The organism is Melittangium boletus DSM 14713 (assembly GCF_002305855.1).
GTDB lineage: Bacteria > Myxococcota > Myxococcia > Myxococcales > Myxococcaceae > Cystobacter > Cystobacter boletus.
Genome location: NZ_CP022163.1, coordinates 634,701 through 651,856, shown reverse-complemented (window position 1 = coordinate 651,856; position 17,156 = coordinate 634,701). Strand labels below are relative to the sequence as shown.

Here is a 17,156-nt window from a genome sequence, read left to right as displayed (position 1 = left end):
GGCTCATGGGCATCGCCTTCTTCGACCTGGACAAGACGCTGCTCGCGGTGAACTCGGCCTCCTTGTGGGTTCGCGACGAGTTCGCCCGGGGCCACATCACCCGCCTGCAGGCCCTGGGCGCCAGTGCGTGGATCGCCCGCTACCACCTGGGCTTCGTCCCCATGAAGGAGGCGCTGCTGAGGGCCATCTCCTTCCTCCAGGGGACGAGCGAGGCGCTCCTGCGCGAGCGCACCACGCGTTTCTACGAGACCCGGGTGCGCTCCCAGTTCCGGCCTGGTGCCCTGCGCGCGCTGGAGGAACACCGCTCGGCGGGAGACCGGCTCGTGCTGCTCACCTCGTCCTCGGGCTACATGTCCGAACTGGTGGCGCGCGACCTGAGGCTGGCCGAGGTGCTCTGCAACCGCTTCGAGGTGGATGCCCAGGGGCTGCACACCGGGCGCCCCCTGGGAGAGGTCTGCTTCGGCGAGGGCAAGCGCGTGCACGCCGAGGCCTGCGCCTCGCGGGCGGGCGTGGCGCTGGCCGACTGCTCCTTCTACACCGACTCGTATTCGGATCTGCCGGTGATGGAGGTGGTGGGAAACCCCGTGGCCGTCCACCCGGACCGGCGCCTGCGGCGGGAAGCCGCTCGGCGGGGATGGCGTGTGGTGGATTGGGGGGCGCCCGCGCCTCCCCGATGAACTCAGCGGCGGCGCGGCGCCACGAGCCGGATGGTGAAGGGGTAGTCCACCGCCACCGGCTGACCCTGCACGAGGATGGGCTTGTAGGTGCGCGATTGCAGCGCCTGCACCACGGCCTCGTTCATGTGCGGCAGGCCCTTGATGACACGGCAGCCTTCCACTCCGCCCTTGGTCGTGATGACGCACCGGAGCAGCATCGTCCCCTCCACGCGGGCCGCGAGCGCCTCGCGCGTGTAGACGATGTCCTTGCCCGTGAGCTCCACCGGACGGGGCATGCCTTCCTGGAAGGGCAGGGGACCGTCGCGCTTGCCCTCCACGCCGCGCGTCAGCCCCACGATGGGCACGGACAGATCTCCAGCCGGCGCGGCCTTCGGCTCCACCCGTGTTGGCGCGGGCTCGGACTCCATCATCACCGGCGCGGACATGGAAGACCCAAGGGCCGATGCCATGCGCGAGTCCCCCGCTGACGCCCGCTCCGCCCGGCCTCCCGAGGACGAGCCCCGGCCCGTCGCCGCGCGCACCCGCTGCATCCGCTGGGCGAAGACCACCTCGCCCGAGCCGCCGGTGATGACCGTTTCCGGCTGATAGCCGTCCAGCGTGAACTCGAACTCGGCGGTGAGGGTGTCCTGGCCCTTCTGCTTGGGAATCTCCAGCAGCAGCGGCGTCGTGCCGCGCTCCTCACCCTTGTAGAAGACATGCGCGCCCGTCGGCTGGCTCATCAGCCGGAAGCGCACCACCTGCTCCAACTCCGGCTTCGCGGCGGGCTCGGCGGTGGGCGCCGCCACCGCGGCCACGGGCTCGGTCTTGGACTCGGCCGCGCGGGGCGCGAAGGCGCCCGAGGACCACAAGAGCCCTCCCGTGAGCGCCACGGCGATGGTGCCTCCCAGCAGGCCACCAATCAGCAACGTGCGCCGCCGCGCGTTCTTGATGTCGGGCGGAACCTCCACGCTGATGTCCACCGCGAGCGTGTCTCCACCCGTGGCGGAGTCTCCCGTGATGCCGGCGAAGAGGGGGATCTTGTGCGGCCCGGTGGTGTGCTGCCCGCTCGGGTGCTTGAAGATGCCGCTGTGGCCGCCCGCCGCCATGCTGGCCGCGCGCATGGCGTCCAGCACCTCGTCCATCGTCTGGTAGCGCTTGGCGGGCGCCTTCTCCAGGCAACGGCGCACCACCGCCTCGATGCCCGCGGGCACGGAGATGTCCGGCCGCACGGAGCTGAACGCGGGGGGCAGCTCCTTGTGATGGGCGAAGATGAGCTCGATGTGATCCTTGGAGATGAACGGCGGCCGGCCCACCAGCAACTGGTAGAGCACCACGCCCAGCGAGTACACGTCACTGCGCACGTCCGCTTCGTTGCGCGCCTGCTCGGGCGCCATGTACGCCGGGGAGCCCAGGAAGGTGCCGCTCTGGGTGATCTCCGGGTTGGGCGTGTCCTCCCCCGAGGAGATGGACTTCACCAGGCCGAAGTCCAGCACCTTCACGAGGTCCTGATCCGCCTCGTTGAGGAGCATGATGTTGGCGGGCTTGAGGTCGCGATGGACGATGCCCTGGTTGTGCGCCTCGCGCAGCGAGCGGCAGATCTGCTGGCCGATGCTCAGCGCGCGGGCCCAGGGCAGGGGGCCCGACTCCGCCACGGCCTGTCCGAGCGTGCGCCCCTCCAGGTACTCCATGGCGATGTAGTAGATGCCGTCGTCCGTCTGGCCGTAGTCGATCACCGTCACCGTGTTGGGGTGACGGAGCTTGGAGGACAGCGAGGCCTCTCGCAGGAAGCGCTTCTGGAAGCCGGGATCCCTGCTGGTGGGGAAGTGCGGATTGAGCACCTTGAGCGCGACCACGCGATCCAAGGGGGTCTGCTGGGCGCGATAGACGCGGCCCATTCCGCCCACGCCAATGGGCTCGAGGATGCTGAAGCGGCCATTGAGCGTCCGGCCAATGAGTGGGTCCGCCCCCGAATCGCCTGGACCCTGTGAGTCGCCGGTCACCATTTCGTCGTGCTCCGCCGGACTGCGCCTGGGTGGAAACCTTCCATCTGGCTCGTATGAAACCACATATCCCGGAAACACGCGACCTATGCGCAAGGCGCCTGCTCGTCTCCTGTCCACTCCTCTCTTCATGCGCCCGGAACCCGAGCGGACGCATCGCCCGCATTGACGGGTCGCGCGGTGTCGGAATACCCTTTCTTCCTCCCGTGCGCCCCAGGGGCGCGCCCGTAATGGTCTACCCCCTTCCGATGACGGCTGAAGCCCAGGCGAGACGTGCGTCGGTCCAGAAGCGCCTGTCGGCGTTGGAAGATGAGATTGTCCGGCTTCGTCGGGAGCTGACCACCCTGGGGGCGGATCAACGTCTTCCGGGCCTCTACCTCACGGTGGAAGTGGCGGGCGCCACGGCCCTGCTGCCCGTGGAGGCGGTGCTCGAGGTGGTGCGGTTGGTGGCCATCGAGCCGTTGCCGGGCTCCGCGCCCCATGTCCGCGGCACCATGCTCTACCGGGGCACGCCCGCGGTGGTGGTGGACCTGGCGGCGTTGCTCGGGGTGCGGCGCGAGCCGGACCTGGACGCCCACCTGGTCATCTGCGGCGGTGCGCGCATGGTGGCCGTCCTGGTGGACCGGGTGCGGGATCTCATCGAGTCCCCGGTCCTGGTGGACGGCTCCAGCTCCGGCGACGCCTCCCTCGAGTGGGATCGGTCGGGTCTGTTGGCGGGCTTGTGTCGCACGCCCGAGGGCGTCCGCCCCTTGCTGCGCACCACCGCGCTCCTGTCCGTGCCGGAGGGGGCGTGAAGGAGCAGGGGCGGGTGGAGCGCCTCGACGAGGCGACGTTGAGCGGATTGGAGTCCGTGCTGCGCTCCGCTTGCGGCATGGTGCTCGCCCCCAGCGTGCGCCGCTCGCTGAGCACCGCCCTCACCCGCGCCGCCGAGTCCCAGGGCCTGCCCACCACCGACTTCCTGCAGCGCCTGCTGGCGCGAGACACCTCCGCCGTGGAGGTCTTCCTCGGCTATGCCGTCATCGGAGAGACGTACTTCTTCCGTCATCCGGAGCAGCTGCGGGAGCTGGCGCGCGCGGCCTCCCTCCACGCCGGCCCCTTCCTCGTCTGGAGCGCGGGGTGTGCGAGTGGGGAGGAGCCCTACAGCATCGCCATGGCCCTGCTGACGGCGGGCCTGCTGCCCGAGCACATCCGCGTGGTGGGCACGGACGTGTCCGGCCGCGCCCTGGACAAGGCCCGGCAGGGGGTCTACTCGCCCTGGTCCGTGCGGCGCACGGAGCTGACGCTCGAGAAGCGCTTCCTGCTCATCCGGCCCGACTCCGTCGCGGTGCCCGCCGAGGTGCGTGCCCGCGTGGAGTTCCGGCGGCACAACCTGGTGACCGACCCGCCTCCACTGTCCATGGCCCAGGCGATCTTCTGCCGCAACGTCCTCATCTACTTCCCGCCCGAGGTCATCCCCGGAGTGGTGGAGCGGCTCGTCGATGCGCTCGCGCCCGGGGGGTGGCTCTTCGTGGCGCCGGCGGAACTGCCCTTCGTCCGGGGCCTGGGCCTGGAGGAGGAGACGGTGGATGGGCACCCCGTGCTGCGCAAGCCCCTGCTGGCCGCCTCCGTTCCCCCGGCGCGGTCCTCCCGTCCCGGGCCCATCCGCTTCGTCTCCCGGCCCCAGAGCCCGATGCGCCGCGTTCCCTCGCCCGCCCGGGGAATCCCCGCCGTGCGCGAGGCGCCTCCCCCCGTCCATGCCCCTCCGCCCGCTCTCCCGGTCGAGACGAACACGCTCTCGGTGCGGGACATGCTGGAGCGGGCCCGGGCCGCGGCGAGTCTCGGACAGTTCGATCAGGCCGAGGCGCTCGCCCGGCTGGCCGCGCGGGAGTTGTCCCCCGAGGCCTACCTGCTGCTGGCCATGGTGGCCGAGTGGCGGGGGGACGTGGCGGGGGCCGTGGGCTCCGTGCGCAAGGCGCTTTATCTGGAGCCTCAACTGGCCGTCGGCCATGCCATGCTCGTGGCCCTGTATGGACATCTGGGTCAGCCCGAGGAAGCGGAGCGGGCGCGGCGCAACGCGCTTCGGGCGTTGGAAGGGCTGGATGACGAACTCATTCTCCGGGGCTTGGAAGCGATGACGGTGGGAGGTCTGCGGCGCGCGCTCGAGCCCGCGGCGAAGATGGGAAGGTCGGGTGCGCGATGACCGACGCTCGTTGCGATAGGGAGGCCTCGTGGACGGCCAGGGTCTGAGACCGCTCACCATCCAGCGCCTGGACATGCGGCGCTTCAGCCTGCGCACCCGCATCCTGCTCATCACCGGCGGCTCGGGTGCCCTGGTCATGACCCTGCTCGTGGCCGCCTTCTCTCTGCAGATGCGCGAGGCGCTCAAGGCGGAATTCATCAAGTGCGCCACCGCGGCGAGCCAGGAGCTCGCGCACCACCTGTCCACCACGCTCTCGTCCACCACGCTCTCGTCCAGCGACGAGGAGCGCCTGCGGCTCGCCACGGCCGCCACCCTTCGCAACCACTCCGACATGGCGTACGTGGTGGTGCGAGGCCCCAAGGGAGAACTGCTCGGCCACGACAAGGCGCCACGTCTGCTGAGCCCGAACCTGTTGCCCGCAGTGCCGTCCTCCCAGGGGGGGACGCGCGAGTTGTACGTGGGCGGCCTTCCGGTGCTGGAGACCTCCGCGCCCGTGCTCGCGCCGTCCTCTTCCGGCGCCACCCCGGGCGCACGGATCGGCTCGGTGCAGGTGGGCCTGGAGCTGAGCGTGCTCGATCATTCCGTGGCCCGCATGGCCTGGCGGGGCGTGGGCGTGGGCCTGGTGGCGCTCGCGGGCTGCCTCATGGTGGTCGCCTTGCTCTGCCGCATGCTGATCATTCCGCTCGAGCGCCTGGCGCGCGCGGCGGCGGGCCTCGCCGCGGGAGACTTGCGCCAGCAGATCGTGGCGAGCGGCATCGATGAGGTGGGGGACCTGGCGCGCAGCTTCGCCACCATGGCCGAGATGCTCACCAATCTGCTCAAGGACCTGCGCAGCGCCTCGGCGGACATGGAGCGCGAGGCCACCAACGTCCTGGCCACCTCCGCGCAGCAGTCCGCCATGGCCAACGAGCAGGCCAGCGCCATCCACGAGACGGGCGCCACCGTGGCGGAGATCGCCCAGACGTCCCGGCAGGCCACCTCCTTCGCGGACACCGTCATCAGCGGCGCGAGCCGCTCGGACTCGCTGAGCGCCGAGGGCCAGAAGGTCGTCGACGAGAGCGTGGCCGGCATGGAGAAGCTCAGCGAGCAGGTGAAGGCCATCGCCCTGGCCATCACGGATCTCAACGAGCAGACGCTGCAGATCGGCGACATCATCAGCACCGTGAAGGACGTGGCCGAGCAGTCCAACCTGCTCGCGCTCAACGCCTCGATCGAGGCGGCCAAGGCGGGAGATCAAGGACGCGGCTTCGCCGTGGTGGCCATGGAGATGCGCACGCTCGCCGAGCAGTCGAAGATGGCCGCCAATCAGGTGCGCGCCCTCTTGGGCGAGGTGCAGAAGGGCACGCGCGCCGCCGTGTCGGCCACCGAGGAAGGCAGCCGCCGGGCCCTGGCCGCCATGGAGCTCGCGCAGAGCGCTGGCTCCGCCATCAAGGGCTTGTCGGACCTCATGCGCGACTCGTCGTCGGCGGCCCGGCAGATCGCCGGCAACACGCGCCAGCAGACCATTGGCGTGGAGCAGATCGCCGCGGCGATGAACGAGTTGACGGTGGCGATGCAGGACAACGTGGAGGGGACGAAACGCATCGAGCAGGTGGCGGGGAATCTCTCCAACCTGTCCAGGCGCTTCTCCGATCTCGTCGGGAAGTACCAACTATGACCGGGGGGCTGTTCGTGGAGGGAAAGGAAGAATGAAGGTACTCATCGTCGAGGACACGAAGACCATCACCCACCTCATCCAGGTGTATTTGATGGGGTGGGGGCTGGAGTTCTTCGAAGCGGGCAACGGGGTTCAGGGGCTCGCTCGCGCCCGGGAGGTCAAGCCGGATCTGATCATCTCCGATGTGCAGATGCCGGAGATGGACGGGTTCGCGCTGTGCGCCGCGGTCCGGGCCGACCCCATCCTGTTTTCCACGCCGTTCGTGATGCTCACGTCGCTCAAGGACGACGCGAGCCGTCAGCGGGGCCGTCTGGTGGGGGCGAGCGCCTTCCTCAACAAGCCCGTGGTAGTGGATGACCTGCGCGAAAAGGTGCGCAGCATCCTCAAGCTGCCCGCCAGCAAGTTCTAGAGAGAGGGTCATGTCCGGCGACGAGTCGCGGGAGAAAATCGACTACACGGTCCTGCGCCGCAAGCTGGACGAGGCGCAGGCGGTGCTCGAGGGCGCGCAGGTGCTCAGTCCAGAGCGCCGCCGCGAGGTGCTGGCCGATCGGGCCCGCGTGCTGGCCGAGTCGCGCCAGGAGGAGCGCCGCGAGACGATCTCGGTGCTCTCCTTCCGCGTGGGCGGAGAGCGCTACGCGGTGCCCATCGACGCGGTGGATCACGTGCTGGAGTCCCGCGGTCTGTGCCCGCTGCCGGGCGCGCCGCGCTACGTGCTGGGCGCCCTGGTGTCGCGCTCGCGCGTGGTGCCGGTGCTGGACCTGCGCCAGGTGCTGGGACTGGAGGGCGGAGGAATGTCGGACCTGGGCCGGGTCGTGGTGGTGGAAGCGGCCGAGGAGTTCTTTGGATTGGCGGTGGAAGAGGTGGACGGCCGGCAGGAGCTGCCGCGCGTGGACCTGTCCCAGCCTCCGCCCGGCCCCTTCACGTTCCTCACCCGCAACCGGCTCATGGTGCTCGATCTCGTGCAGTTGAGCGATCCCGCCGTGGCGGGGCGGGGATAGGGCGGGAGACGCGATGGATCCTCGGGTGCTGCGCAGCCTCTGGCCCATCTTCGCCGCGGAGACGCGCGAGCAGTTGCAGACCATCGGCACCGCGGTGCTGGGGCTGGAGCAGGGCACGGCCGAGCAGGCCGCCGAACAGCTCACGGCCCTCAAGCGCGAGGTGCACAGTCTCAAGGGCTCCGCGGCCAGCCTCGGCCTGTCGGACATCGAGCAGTTGGTGCACGCGATCGAGGATGGACTCGCGCGCTGCTCCCCGGGCCATGTTCCGCCACCGGGCCTGGTGGACTCCACCCTGCGCAGCCTGTCCGCCATCGAGGCCGCGCTCAACCGGGGCGATGCCGGGGAGACGCCTGTCATCGAGGGGTTGTCCTCGCTGTTGGCGGGGCTCGGCCGGGGTGGCTTCGAGTCGGTGAACGAGGCGAAGGCGAGGGTCCCGGCGCACTTCCGGCGCGAGGGACTGCAGACGCTGGAGAAGCTGGAGGCGGCGCTGGGCCGGCTGTGCTCTCCGGGGTTGGAGGATCGGCCGGGAGCCGTCTGGGAAGCGGTGGGCCTCGCGGAGCTGATGAAGGCCGCGGCCAACGTCGCGGGCGTGACCGCGGTGGAGTCCCTGGCGAGCTCCATCCGGGCGGGTTTCGCGCGCATGGAGGAGGCGGGCGTCGGCGCCAGCGTGGCGGCCTCGGACATCGCGGGCGCGCTCGTGCAACTGCGCGGCTCCCTGGAATCACTGGAGGACCTGGCGCCCGAGCCCGCGGCGGCTCCGGCCGAGCCCGAGGTGACGGCGCGCTCGGCGGCGGGCCGGCGGCAGCAGGACATGGACCGGGCGGTGCGCGTGTCGGTGCGCACGCTCGACTCGCTGGCCCTGCAGGTGGAACAGCTCGCGGCGGGACGGGCTCAGCAGTTGCGCCGCGCGGAGGCGCACCGCGAGCTGATGGAGCAGACGAACCATGCCCTGTTGCAGCTGGAGCGCGCGGCCCAGCAACTGGCGCTCTCGGGGGGCGGGGGTGGGGCCCTGGAGTCCTTGCGCGCGGGCGTGGGACAGGTGCGCGGCGTGCAGAAGCAGCTGCTGCAGCTGTCCAAGGACGTGCACCGCGAGGGCGAACAGCTCGCGCTGGTGGCGCAGGTGGTGCGCGATGACCTGAGGGATCTGCGCATGGTGCCCGCCTCGCAGATGCTCGAGCCGCTCAAGCGCACGGTGCGCGAGCTGGCCGCCCGGCTGGGCAAGGACGTGGAGCTGGTCCTCGCCGGAGGGGATGTCCGCATCGATCGGCGCATCGTGGACGTGCTGAAGGATCCCCTCCAGCATCTGGTGCGCAACGCCCTGGATCATGGCCTGGAGTCCACGGCGGAGCGCGTGGTGGCGGGCAAGTCGCCGCGCGGGCAGTTGTCCGTGAGGGTGGAGCCCCGGGGCACTCGCCTGGCGGTGGTGGTGGAGGACGACGGCGCGGGCCTGTCCCCGGAGAACGTGCGCGCCACGGCGGTGCGCCGGGGATTGCTCACCGAGCCGGAGGCGTCCAAGCTCACCGACATGCAGGCCGCGCGGCTGGTCTTCGAGCCGGGCTTCTCCACCCGCGAGCAGGTGACGGAGACGTCGGGGCGGGGCGTGGGGCTGGACGTGGTGCAGAGCACGGCCACACGGTTGCAAGGCGCCGTGGACATCTCCTTCACCCGGGGACAGGGCACGCGCTTCACCATCGATCTGCCCCTCATCCTCGCGGGCGCGCTGGGCCTGCTCGTGCGCACGGGCACGGCGGTGGTCGCCATTCCCTCGGACTCGGTGGAGCGCGTGCTGCGTCTGGCCCCGGCGGACGTGGGCACGGTGGCCGGCCATGTGGTGGCGCGCGTCGAGGACGAGCAGCTGCCCTTCCATCCGCTCTCCGTCTCCCTGCAGATGCCGCGGCTGCCGCTGGCGCTCGAGTCGGGCAAGCCCCAGACGGCCATGGTGCTGGCGCTCGGCGGGGTGCGCGCGGTGTTCGCCATCGACGCGGTGGTGGGCCAGCAGGAGATCGTGGTGCGCTCGCTGGGCCGTCATCTGCGCCATGTGGCGCACCTGGCCGGGGCCGCCGTGCTGGACGATGGCAGCGTGGTCCCCGTGCTCAACGCGCCCGAGCTGCTGCGCGCCGCCGCCACGCCGGTGGTGTTGCGCGCCGCCACCGAGACGCGCCGTCCGCACATCCTCGTGTGCGACGACGCGCTCACCACGCGCTTCGCCATCAAGTCGCTCCTGGAGATCGCGGGCTACTCGGTGGTGACGGCCGGTGATGGACAGGAAGCCCTGGGCATCCTCGAGCGCACGCCCTGTCAGCTCGTCGTGAGTGACTGGCAGATGCCCCGGCTGGATGGCATCGGCCTCACCAAGCGCATTCGCGCCCATCCCCGGCTGTCCCATATCCCCGTCATCCTGTGTACCTCCCTGGACACGCCCCAGGAGCGGGCCGCGGGCCTGGAGGCGGGCGCCGACGGCTACCTCGTCAAGCGCGAGGTGGAGCGCGGCAAGTTGTTGGATCTGGTCCGCCAGCTCCTCCCCACCAGCGCATGAGCAGGCGAGGGACCAAGGTACCTGGGTCCCTTTTCCTTACCTCCCGGTGTGAGCACCCTGAGCGGGGACGTCAGGAGGCTCGGTGGACACGCAGATCGCGCTGTTGATCTCTGGTTTCTCGTATCCCGCCGTCTTCCTGCTCCTGCTGCTCTGTGGCGTGGGCGCCCCGCTGAGCGAGGAGTTGATCGTCCTCACCGGAGGCATCCTCGTCTCGCGCAGCGGGGCGAATTTTCCCCTCATGGCGCTCGCCGCCTACCTGGGCATCCTCGCCGGGGACAGCGCGCTCTACCGGATCGGCTTCGCGCTGGGGCCTCGCGTCTTCTCCCATCCCCGGCTGTCGAGGATGTTTCCGCCCGCGCGGCTCGAGCTCCTGCAACAGATGTACATGCGGCGAGGACCCCTGGCCGTGTTCCTCGCCCGCTTCCTTCCCGGGCTGCGCGCTCCGGCCTACCTGCTCGCGGGCGCCACGCGGCTGCCCTACCGGCAGTTCGTCCTCGCCGATGGCGCCGCGGCGTGGATTCCCGCCCTGGGCGTGACGTGGCTGGGCTTGCGCTTCGGCCCCGCGGTGCTCGCCGAGGTTCAGGGCGGCCTGCGGTGGTTGCTCCTCGCGGTGCTCGGCGCGGGCGTGGCATGGCTCACGAGGCGCTGGTTCAAGCAGCGCCGCCTGATCCGGGCGGCCCGCTTGCTGGCGCCTCCCTCGCGGGAGGTCTGAACCCCTCCCGGCGGATTCAGGTGGCGAGCCGAGGCAGCAGCACCGTCAGTTCCACGCCGTTCTCCCGCCGCACGGCGAGCCGGACCTCTCCCCGGCGCGCCAACCGCTCCAGGGACAGCATCGCGCGCTCGGGCAGGGGCCGCTCCACCTGGCTCTGGACGCACAGCCGCCACATCTGACTGTCGTCCGGGACGTCCACCCGCATCTCCGTGTGCGAGGCCCCCGCGCCGACCAGCAGCCGCTCCAGGGCGCGCACCAGCAGGGCCAGCGTCGTCCGAGGGGCGCGGACGCGGATCGGCTCCTCGGGCAGCTCCAATCGAGCGGCGCCGGGCCGCCCCGGTCCGAAGGCCGCGTTCAGCAGGGGCCGGAGATCCGAGGAGGGGAACGTCTCGCCGCGCTGTCGCTGCTGCAACCGCGTATTGAGGTCCGCCGCGGACTGGCGCATGCGATCGAGATAGCGCTGCATGGCCGGAGTGAGCGCGCCCGCGATGCCCTTGTTCATCATCTCGATGTAGCCCTGCAAGACGAGCAGAGGCGTTCTCAGATCATGCGCCGCGCGCGCCCAGGCCCGCTCCCGGTGCGCCAGCGCTTCCTTGAGCCGTTGCCGCTCCAGGCGCAACCGGTTGCGCTCGGCCTGGGACTCTTCCTCCCGCGCCAGGCTCGCCAGCAGCGCGCCGCCCAGACCCGTCAGCCGCGCGAGGGTGTGTCGTGTGGCCGCGTCCCGGCAAGGCTCTCCCACCACCAGAATGGTGGAGCCCTCCTGGAAGACCTGCCAGGGGTGCGCCTGATCCCATCCAGGAGGCGCCCGGCCCATCTGGAGCACGCGTCGCCCATGTGTGTACAAGGCGGCGCCGCTTGTCCCTGAAAGACGCACAACTGCCTCCAGGAGGGCATTCAAGCCTACCCTCGCGCCGTGGTGAAGGGCCTGCTCGGCGATGGACGACATCAGTCGCTCCACCCCGGAGACGCTCCCACCTACTCCCACCTCTTGCCCGCTCCAAGCACCTTCCAGCACAGAAGGAGGAATGCGCATGGGCGGGCGAGGGTGCAACGCGGCCTCTCATGGGAAGCCCGGGGGCCACGAAGTGAAAACCTTTCCACTCGTGGGGTTCGGCGCTGCCGACCTTTTTACTGATCTCCAGGTGTTCCTCGGGGCCCGGGCCGTGTCTTCCCCTGAGAAAACGATGGCAGACCCTTTGCTAGGAGATGCGTCCGGGAGGGGACGGAGCGCGAATGGGCACGCTGAGCTACTACTCGACGATCGCAAGACTCGCCCCCGTGGGACTCGCACGAGGCATGGTGCGGCGGGTCCACGGGGTGGCTCGGCAAGCGCTCTATAAGAAGCGCGAGCGGCTCGATGAGCGGGGGCTCCTCGAGGCCTTCGGGGTAACGAGCGCCGAGGAACTGGCCGAGCGGGCGCTGACGACGCGCCTGGGGGGCGCCTGGTGCGAGGTGGGGCAGCGGACCTCGGTGCTGGAGGCGCTCGCGGCGATGCCGGGCGCCAGTGAGCGGGCGCTGGAGCGGGCCCAGGCGGCCCTGCGCGGCGAGTACCACGTCTTCGGCACCCGTGTGTGCTTCGGCGAGGGCCAGCCGGTGGACTGGTCCCTGGATGTGGGCAGCGGCTACCGCTACCCCGTCGTTCCGGTGGAGCGGCTGCTGCTGACTCGGCCGGGGGTGGACCCCAAGTACCCGTGGGAGTTGGGGCGGCTGGACTGCCTCGTGGCGCTCGGCCAGGGCTACTGGGTGGCCTCGGACGAGGACGCGCGGCGGAGCTTCGCGCGGGGCTTCGTGGCGCGCGCGCTGGACTTCCTCCAGGCCAATCCCGTGGGCGAGGGGGTGCAGTGGACGTGCCCCATGGACGTGGCGCTGAGGGGCGCCAACCTGGCGCAGGCGCTCTGGATGTTCGCGGACGCGCCCGAGGTCCGGAGGCCGGAGTTCCTCGTGCCCGTGCTGCAATCCCTCGCGGAGCACTCGGCCTGGGTGGAGTCACATCTGGAGGATGGCGGCGCGGTGCCCAACAACCACCTCGTCTCCAACTTCGTGGGCCTGCTGGTGATGAGCTTGCTCTTCCCGGATCTTCCGGACGCGGCCAGGCGGACGGCGCTCGCGGTGGCCGGGTTGCGCGCCCAGGTGGTGGCGCAGGTGAACGCGGACGGCAGCTCCTTCGAGGGCTCCATTCCCTACCACCGGTTGTCGGTGGAGCTCTTCACGCTGGCGCTCGTGGTGGCGCGGGTGCGGGGCGTGGACCTGGGCGGCGTCTATGAGCGGCGGCTGCGCGGCATGTTCGCGGCCTCGCGCGCCTGGACCTCGGAACAGGGCCTGGCCCCGCAGGTGGGGGACAACGACTCGGGACGCGTCTTCCCTTTCAAGGAGCGCGATCCGCGCGAGCAGGGCTACCTGGCGCCGCTGGGCGCCGCGATCTTCGGAGACGCGACCCTCTCGGGCGGTGACTTCCCGGACGAGGCGGCGTGGCTGCTGGGCCGGACGGGTCTCGAGCGCTTCCGCTCGCTGCGGTCCGCGCCGGCGCCGGTATCGGTGAGCTTCCCCGAGGGGGGCTTCCACGTGCTGCGCGGCGCCGGGGCGGTGGTGACGGTGAGCGCGGGGGCCCAGGGCCAGGGCGGGGTGGGGGGTCACAGCCACAACGACAAGCTCTCCTTCGAGCTGCACCTGGGAGGGCGCCCCGTCATCGTGGATCCGGGGACGGGCACGTACACGCGCGAGCCCTCCGTGCGCAACGCCCTGCGCTCCACGGCGGCGCACAACACGTTGCAGGTGGATGGCGCGGAGCAGGCGCCGTTGGAGCCCCATCGGTTGTTCGCGCTGCCCGAGTCGGCGCGCGCCCGCGTGCAGGTGTTCCAGACGGGCGGCGAGCTGGAGCGGCTGTGCGCGCGGCATGACGGCTACCGCCTGCTGTCCTCGCCCGTGGGCGTGGAGCGCACCTTCGTGCTCGACAAGCGCGAGCGCGCGCTGGGAATCGTCGAATCTTTGGTGGGGGTGGGGCTTCACGAAGTGACGGGGAGACTCCACCTTCCGGACCGCGAGGCGAGATTGCGCGAGCCCACCGCCGGTCAGCTGGCGCGGGCGCTGCGAGTCCCGGAGGCCCCGCGAATCTTCGAACCGCTCGCGGTGGAGTTGGGGCCCGCGGACAGCCCCGTGGCGGTGGTGCTCTTTGAATCAGGTGTCTGCCCGCGGTTGGAGACGTCCCGGTATTCGCCGGGCTACGGCCTCCAGGTGGAGTCGCGGGTGGTGGTGTTCGGAGGAAAGTTGTCGCCTCCGGCGTGGTTGCGGTGGGTCGTCGTTTTTGGGTGATGGTCTTGGATGGGCATGGCGGGAAGACCCGCATGCCCTCAGGTGGAGGAGGGTGAGAAGATGCGCGTTATGGTGAGCCCGTTGCTGACTCGGATCCGTCAGCGTGAGGCGAAGGTGGGTGTGGTGGGGATGGGCTACGTGGGTCTTCCGCTGGGCATGGCGTTCGCGGAGGCGGGTTACCCGGTGACGGGTCTCGACGTGGACACGCGCAAGGTGGAGAACATCGGCAAGGGGCAGAGCTACATCAAGCACATCAAGAGCGAGCCGCTCAAGGTGCTGACGGACGCGGGCAAGCTCAAGGCGACCACGGACTTCGCCAAGGCGAAGGAGCTCGACTGCATCATCATCTGCGTGCCCACGCCCCTCACCGCGTCGCGTGAGCCGGACATGAGCTACATCATCAAGACGGGTGAGGCGCTCGCGCCGCACGTGCGTCCCGGCCAGCTCTTCATCCTCGAGTCCACCACCTACCCGGGCACCACGGACGAGGTCCTCAAGCCCCTGCTGGAGAAGGGCGGTCTCAAGGCGGGCGTGGACTTCCACCTGGCCTTCAGCCCCGAGCGCGAGGACCCGGGCAACAAGAGCTTCAACACCAAGACGATTCCGAAGATCGTCGGCGGCTACACGCCCGCGTGCCTCGAGGTCGCCCAGGCGCTCTACGCCAGCGCCCTCAAGGACACCGTGCCCGTGTCCAGCACCCGCGTGGCGGAGCTCGCCAAGCTGCTGGAGAACATCTTCCGCTGCGTCAACATCGCCATGGTCAACGAGATGAAGATGCTCTGCGACCGCATGAACATCGACGTGTGGGAGGTCATCCAGGCCGCTTCCACCAAGCCCTTCGGCTTCATGCCCTTCACCCCGGGCCCGGGCCTCGGTGGGCACTGCATCCCCATCGATCCCTTCTACCTCACGTGGAAGGCGCGCGAGTTCGAGTTCCACACCAAGTTCATCGAGCTCGCCGGTGAGGTGAACCAGCAGATGCCCTACTACGTGGTGCAGCGCACCATGGAAGCGCTCAACAAGCACCGCAAGACGCTCAACGGCTCCAAGGTGCTCTGCATCGGCGCGGCGTACAAGAAGGACATCGACGACATGCGCGAGAGCCCCAGCCTGCGCGTCATCACCCTGCTCAAGGGCACGGGCGCCGAGGTGGACTACCACGATCCGTACGTGCCCAAGCTCGAGGAGGGCCACGGCTTCCACTTCAACATGAAGTCCGTGCCGCTCTCTCCGGAGACGCTCGCCAGCTACGACGCGGTGGTCATCCTCACCGACCACTCCAACATCGACTACAGCGACGTGGTCAAGCACTCCCACGTCGTCGTCGACACGCGCAACGCCTGCAAGAACGTGGGCCCCGGCCGGGAGAAGATCACCAAGGCCTGATGCACCCCGCGTGAGACCCGGTCGGCCTGACGGCCGTCCGGGCGCGCGAGCGGCCCCGTCGTGACTCCTCAAGGAGGCGTCATGGCGGGGCTTCTTCTTTTCGTGGCTTCACCTTGATGCCCCCCGGAGTCGACTTATAGACCGCTCTGGAGCGGATGGGCCGCATCCGCCGAGCCTCGGAGTCGCCCGTGTCGGAGCCGCGTCATGTTCATGTCGTCATCGTTGGGAGCGGGTTCGGAGGACTGGGCGCCGCCATCCGGCTCAAACAGCGGGGGGTGGACGACTTCCTCATCCTGGAGCGCGCGGACTCGGTCGGGGGGGTCTGGCGCGACAACTCCTATCCAGGCTGCGCGTGCGATGTGCAATCGCACCTCTTCTCGTTCTCGTTCGCCCCGAATCCCCGGTGGACGCACGATTACTCCCCTCAGGCGGAGATCTGGGAGTACCTGCGCGACTGTGCCTCGCGCTTCGGCCTCACGCCCCACCTGCGCTTCGGGCATGAATTACTCGAGGCCGAGTGGAACGACGCGCGGCGGCGCTGGCAGCTGAAGACGTCGAAGGGGGCCTTCACCGCGGATGTCCTCGTCTCGGCCATGGGGGGGCTGAGCGAGCCGTCGGTTCCTCCATTGCCCGGGCTCGACACCTTCGAGGGCAAGGTCATGCACTCGGCGCGCTGGGACCATTCCCACGCCCTCGCGGGCCGGAGGGTGGCGGTGGTGGGGACGGGTGCTTCGGCGATCCAGTTCGTGCCGCGGATCCAACCGGAGGTGGCGAGGTTGTCGCTCTTCCAGCGCACGCCGCCGTGGATCCTCCCCCGGGGCAATCGCGCCATCTCCGCGCGGGCGAGGCGCCTCTTCCAGCGGGTGCCCGCGGCGCAATGGCTCGCCCGCGCCGGTCTCTTCGCGAAGCATGAGTCCTTGTTGCTGGCCTTCCGCCACCCGTCGATCATGCGGTGGGTCCGGCGCCACTCGCTCCGTCACCTGGAGCGCAGCGTGCCGGATCCCCTCCTCCGTGCCCGGCTGACGCCCGACTACCAGATAGGCTGCAAGCGCGTGCTCGTGTCGGACGACTACCTGCCGTCGCTGACCCAGCCGAACGTGGAGCTCATCACCGACGCCATCCAGGAGATCCGCGCGCGCTCCATCCTCACGCGGGCGGGGTCCGAGCACGAGGTCGACACGATCATCCTTGGCACTGGCTTCGTCGTGGCGGATCATCCCTCTTCCCGGCGCATCCGCGGACGTGACGGGCGCTCGCTCGCCGAGGTGTTCGCCGGAAGCCCCAAGGCGCACCTCGGGGTGACGGTGTCGGGCTTCCCCAATCTCTTCATGCTCCTGGGTCCCAACACGTCGTTGGGCCACACCTCGGTGGTGCTGATGATCGAGGCGCAGGTGGAGCACCTGCTCAACGCGTTGGACTTCATGCGCGCGGGGGGAGTGGCGGCCGTGGAGCCGAGCCCGGAGGCACAGGCGTCCTTCGTCGCGGCCGTGGATGAGCGCACCCTCGGGAGCGTGTGGAACCAGGGGGGCTGCACGAGCTGGTACCTCGATGACACGGGGCGCAACTCCGCCCTGTGGCCGGGCTTCACCTTCACGTACCGGCGCCGCGTCGAGCGCTTCGACCCCGGGGAATACCTCTCGCTTCCTCCACTGCTGCCCGCGTCCACGGGCACGTGAATGGTGCTCCTCCGGGCCCTTGACGGAGGAGGGGTGTTTCAGGTAAT

13 protein-coding genes are annotated in these 17,156 nt (G+C 70.1%); 11 read left to right on the top strand and 2 right to left on the bottom strand.

Translation table 11 applies throughout. The annotated features are described in order from the left end of the window. Window positions 1–5 precede the first annotated feature (5 nt). Window positions 6–677, top strand: a complete 672-nt coding sequence (locus MEBOL_RS02790; protein ID WP_095975955.1) for an HAD family hydrolase — start codon at window positions 6–8, stop codon at window positions 675–677. 2 nt (window positions 678–679) lie between these two features. Here the strand turns inward: MEBOL_RS02790 and MEBOL_RS02785 are convergent, their stop codons facing one another. Then, window positions 680–2,659 carry a TonB family protein gene (locus MEBOL_RS02785; RefSeq protein WP_095975954.1) on the bottom strand — a complete coding sequence of 660 codons (1,980 nt, stop codon included), beginning with the start codon at window positions 2,657–2,659 and terminating at the stop codon, window positions 680–682. Window positions 2,660–2,904: 245 nt separating this feature from the next. Here MEBOL_RS02785 and MEBOL_RS02780 point away from each other — a divergent pair, with 245 nt between their 5' ends. The 7 genes from MEBOL_RS02780 to MEBOL_RS02750 all read left to right on the top strand — a co-directional run bounded on the left by MEBOL_RS02780 (window position 2,905) and on the right by MEBOL_RS02750 (window position 10,738). Continuing rightward, on the top strand, window positions 2,905–3,450 hold the full coding sequence (locus MEBOL_RS02780; RefSeq protein ID WP_245919403.1) for a chemotaxis protein CheW: 546 nt from the start codon (window positions 2,905–2,907) through the stop codon (window positions 3,448–3,450). Then, entirely contained in the window at window positions 3,447–4,835 is a 1,389-nt protein-coding gene (locus tag MEBOL_RS02775; protein WP_095975952.1) for a CheR family methyltransferase, read from the top strand. Before MEBOL_RS02780 ends, MEBOL_RS02775 begins: the two co-directional genes overlap by 4 nt. A 28-nt stretch (window positions 4,836–4,863) precedes the next feature. Then, a complete protein-coding gene (locus MEBOL_RS02770; RefSeq protein WP_342747732.1) occupies window positions 4,864–6,492 on the top strand; it encodes a methyl-accepting chemotaxis protein in 1,629 nt (542 codons plus the stop codon). 31 nt (window positions 6,493–6,523) lie between these two features. Beyond that, window positions 6,524–6,901, top strand: a complete 378-nt coding sequence (locus MEBOL_RS02765; protein WP_095975951.1) for a response regulator — start codon at window positions 6,524–6,526, stop codon at window positions 6,899–6,901. A 10-nt stretch (window positions 6,902–6,911) separates the two neighbouring features. Beyond that, window positions 6,912–7,490 (top strand): chemotaxis protein CheW, encoded by a 579-nt coding sequence (locus tag MEBOL_RS02760; RefSeq protein ID WP_095975950.1) that lies wholly within the window; start codon window positions 6,912–6,914, stop codon window positions 7,488–7,490. A 13-nt stretch (window positions 7,491–7,503) separates the two neighbouring features. After that, window positions 7,504–10,026, top strand: a complete 2,523-nt coding sequence (locus MEBOL_RS02755) for a hybrid sensor histidine kinase/response regulator (protein ID WP_095975949.1) — start codon at window positions 7,504–7,506, stop codon at window positions 10,024–10,026. 82 nt (window positions 10,027–10,108) lie between these two features. After that, window positions 10,109–10,738, top strand: a complete 630-nt coding sequence (locus MEBOL_RS02750) for a DedA family protein (RefSeq protein WP_095975948.1) — start codon at window positions 10,109–10,111, stop codon at window positions 10,736–10,738. A gap of 16 nt (window positions 10,739–10,754) precedes the next feature. Here the strand turns inward: MEBOL_RS02750 and MEBOL_RS02745 are convergent, their stop codons facing one another. Next, window positions 10,755–11,552 carry a histidine kinase dimerization/phospho-acceptor domain-containing protein gene (locus MEBOL_RS02745; protein ID WP_245919998.1) on the bottom strand — a complete coding sequence of 266 codons (798 nt, stop codon included), beginning with the start codon at window positions 11,550–11,552 and terminating at the stop codon, window positions 10,755–10,757. A 419-nt stretch (window positions 11,553–11,971) separates the two neighbouring features. Between MEBOL_RS02745 and MEBOL_RS02740 the strand changes: the two genes are divergently transcribed. The 3 genes from MEBOL_RS02740 (at window position 11,972) to MEBOL_RS02730 (ending at window position 17,109) form a co-directional block, all read left to right on the top strand. After that, window positions 11,972–14,047 carry an alginate lyase family protein gene (locus MEBOL_RS02740; protein WP_179956371.1) on the top strand — a complete coding sequence of 692 codons (2,076 nt, stop codon included), beginning with the start codon at window positions 11,972–11,974 and terminating at the stop codon, window positions 14,045–14,047. Between the two features lie 60 nt (window positions 14,048–14,107). Further along, complete coding sequence (locus MEBOL_RS02735) at window positions 14,108–15,433, top strand: nucleotide sugar dehydrogenase (protein WP_095982547.1); 1,326 nt, start codon at window positions 14,108–14,110, stop codon at window positions 15,431–15,433. A gap of 155 nt (window positions 15,434–15,588) precedes the next feature. After that, window positions 15,589–17,109 (top strand): flavin-containing monooxygenase, encoded by a 1,521-nt coding sequence (locus MEBOL_RS02730; protein WP_095975946.1) that lies wholly within the window; start codon window positions 15,589–15,591, stop codon window positions 17,107–17,109. Window positions 17,110–17,156 lie beyond the last annotated feature (47 nt).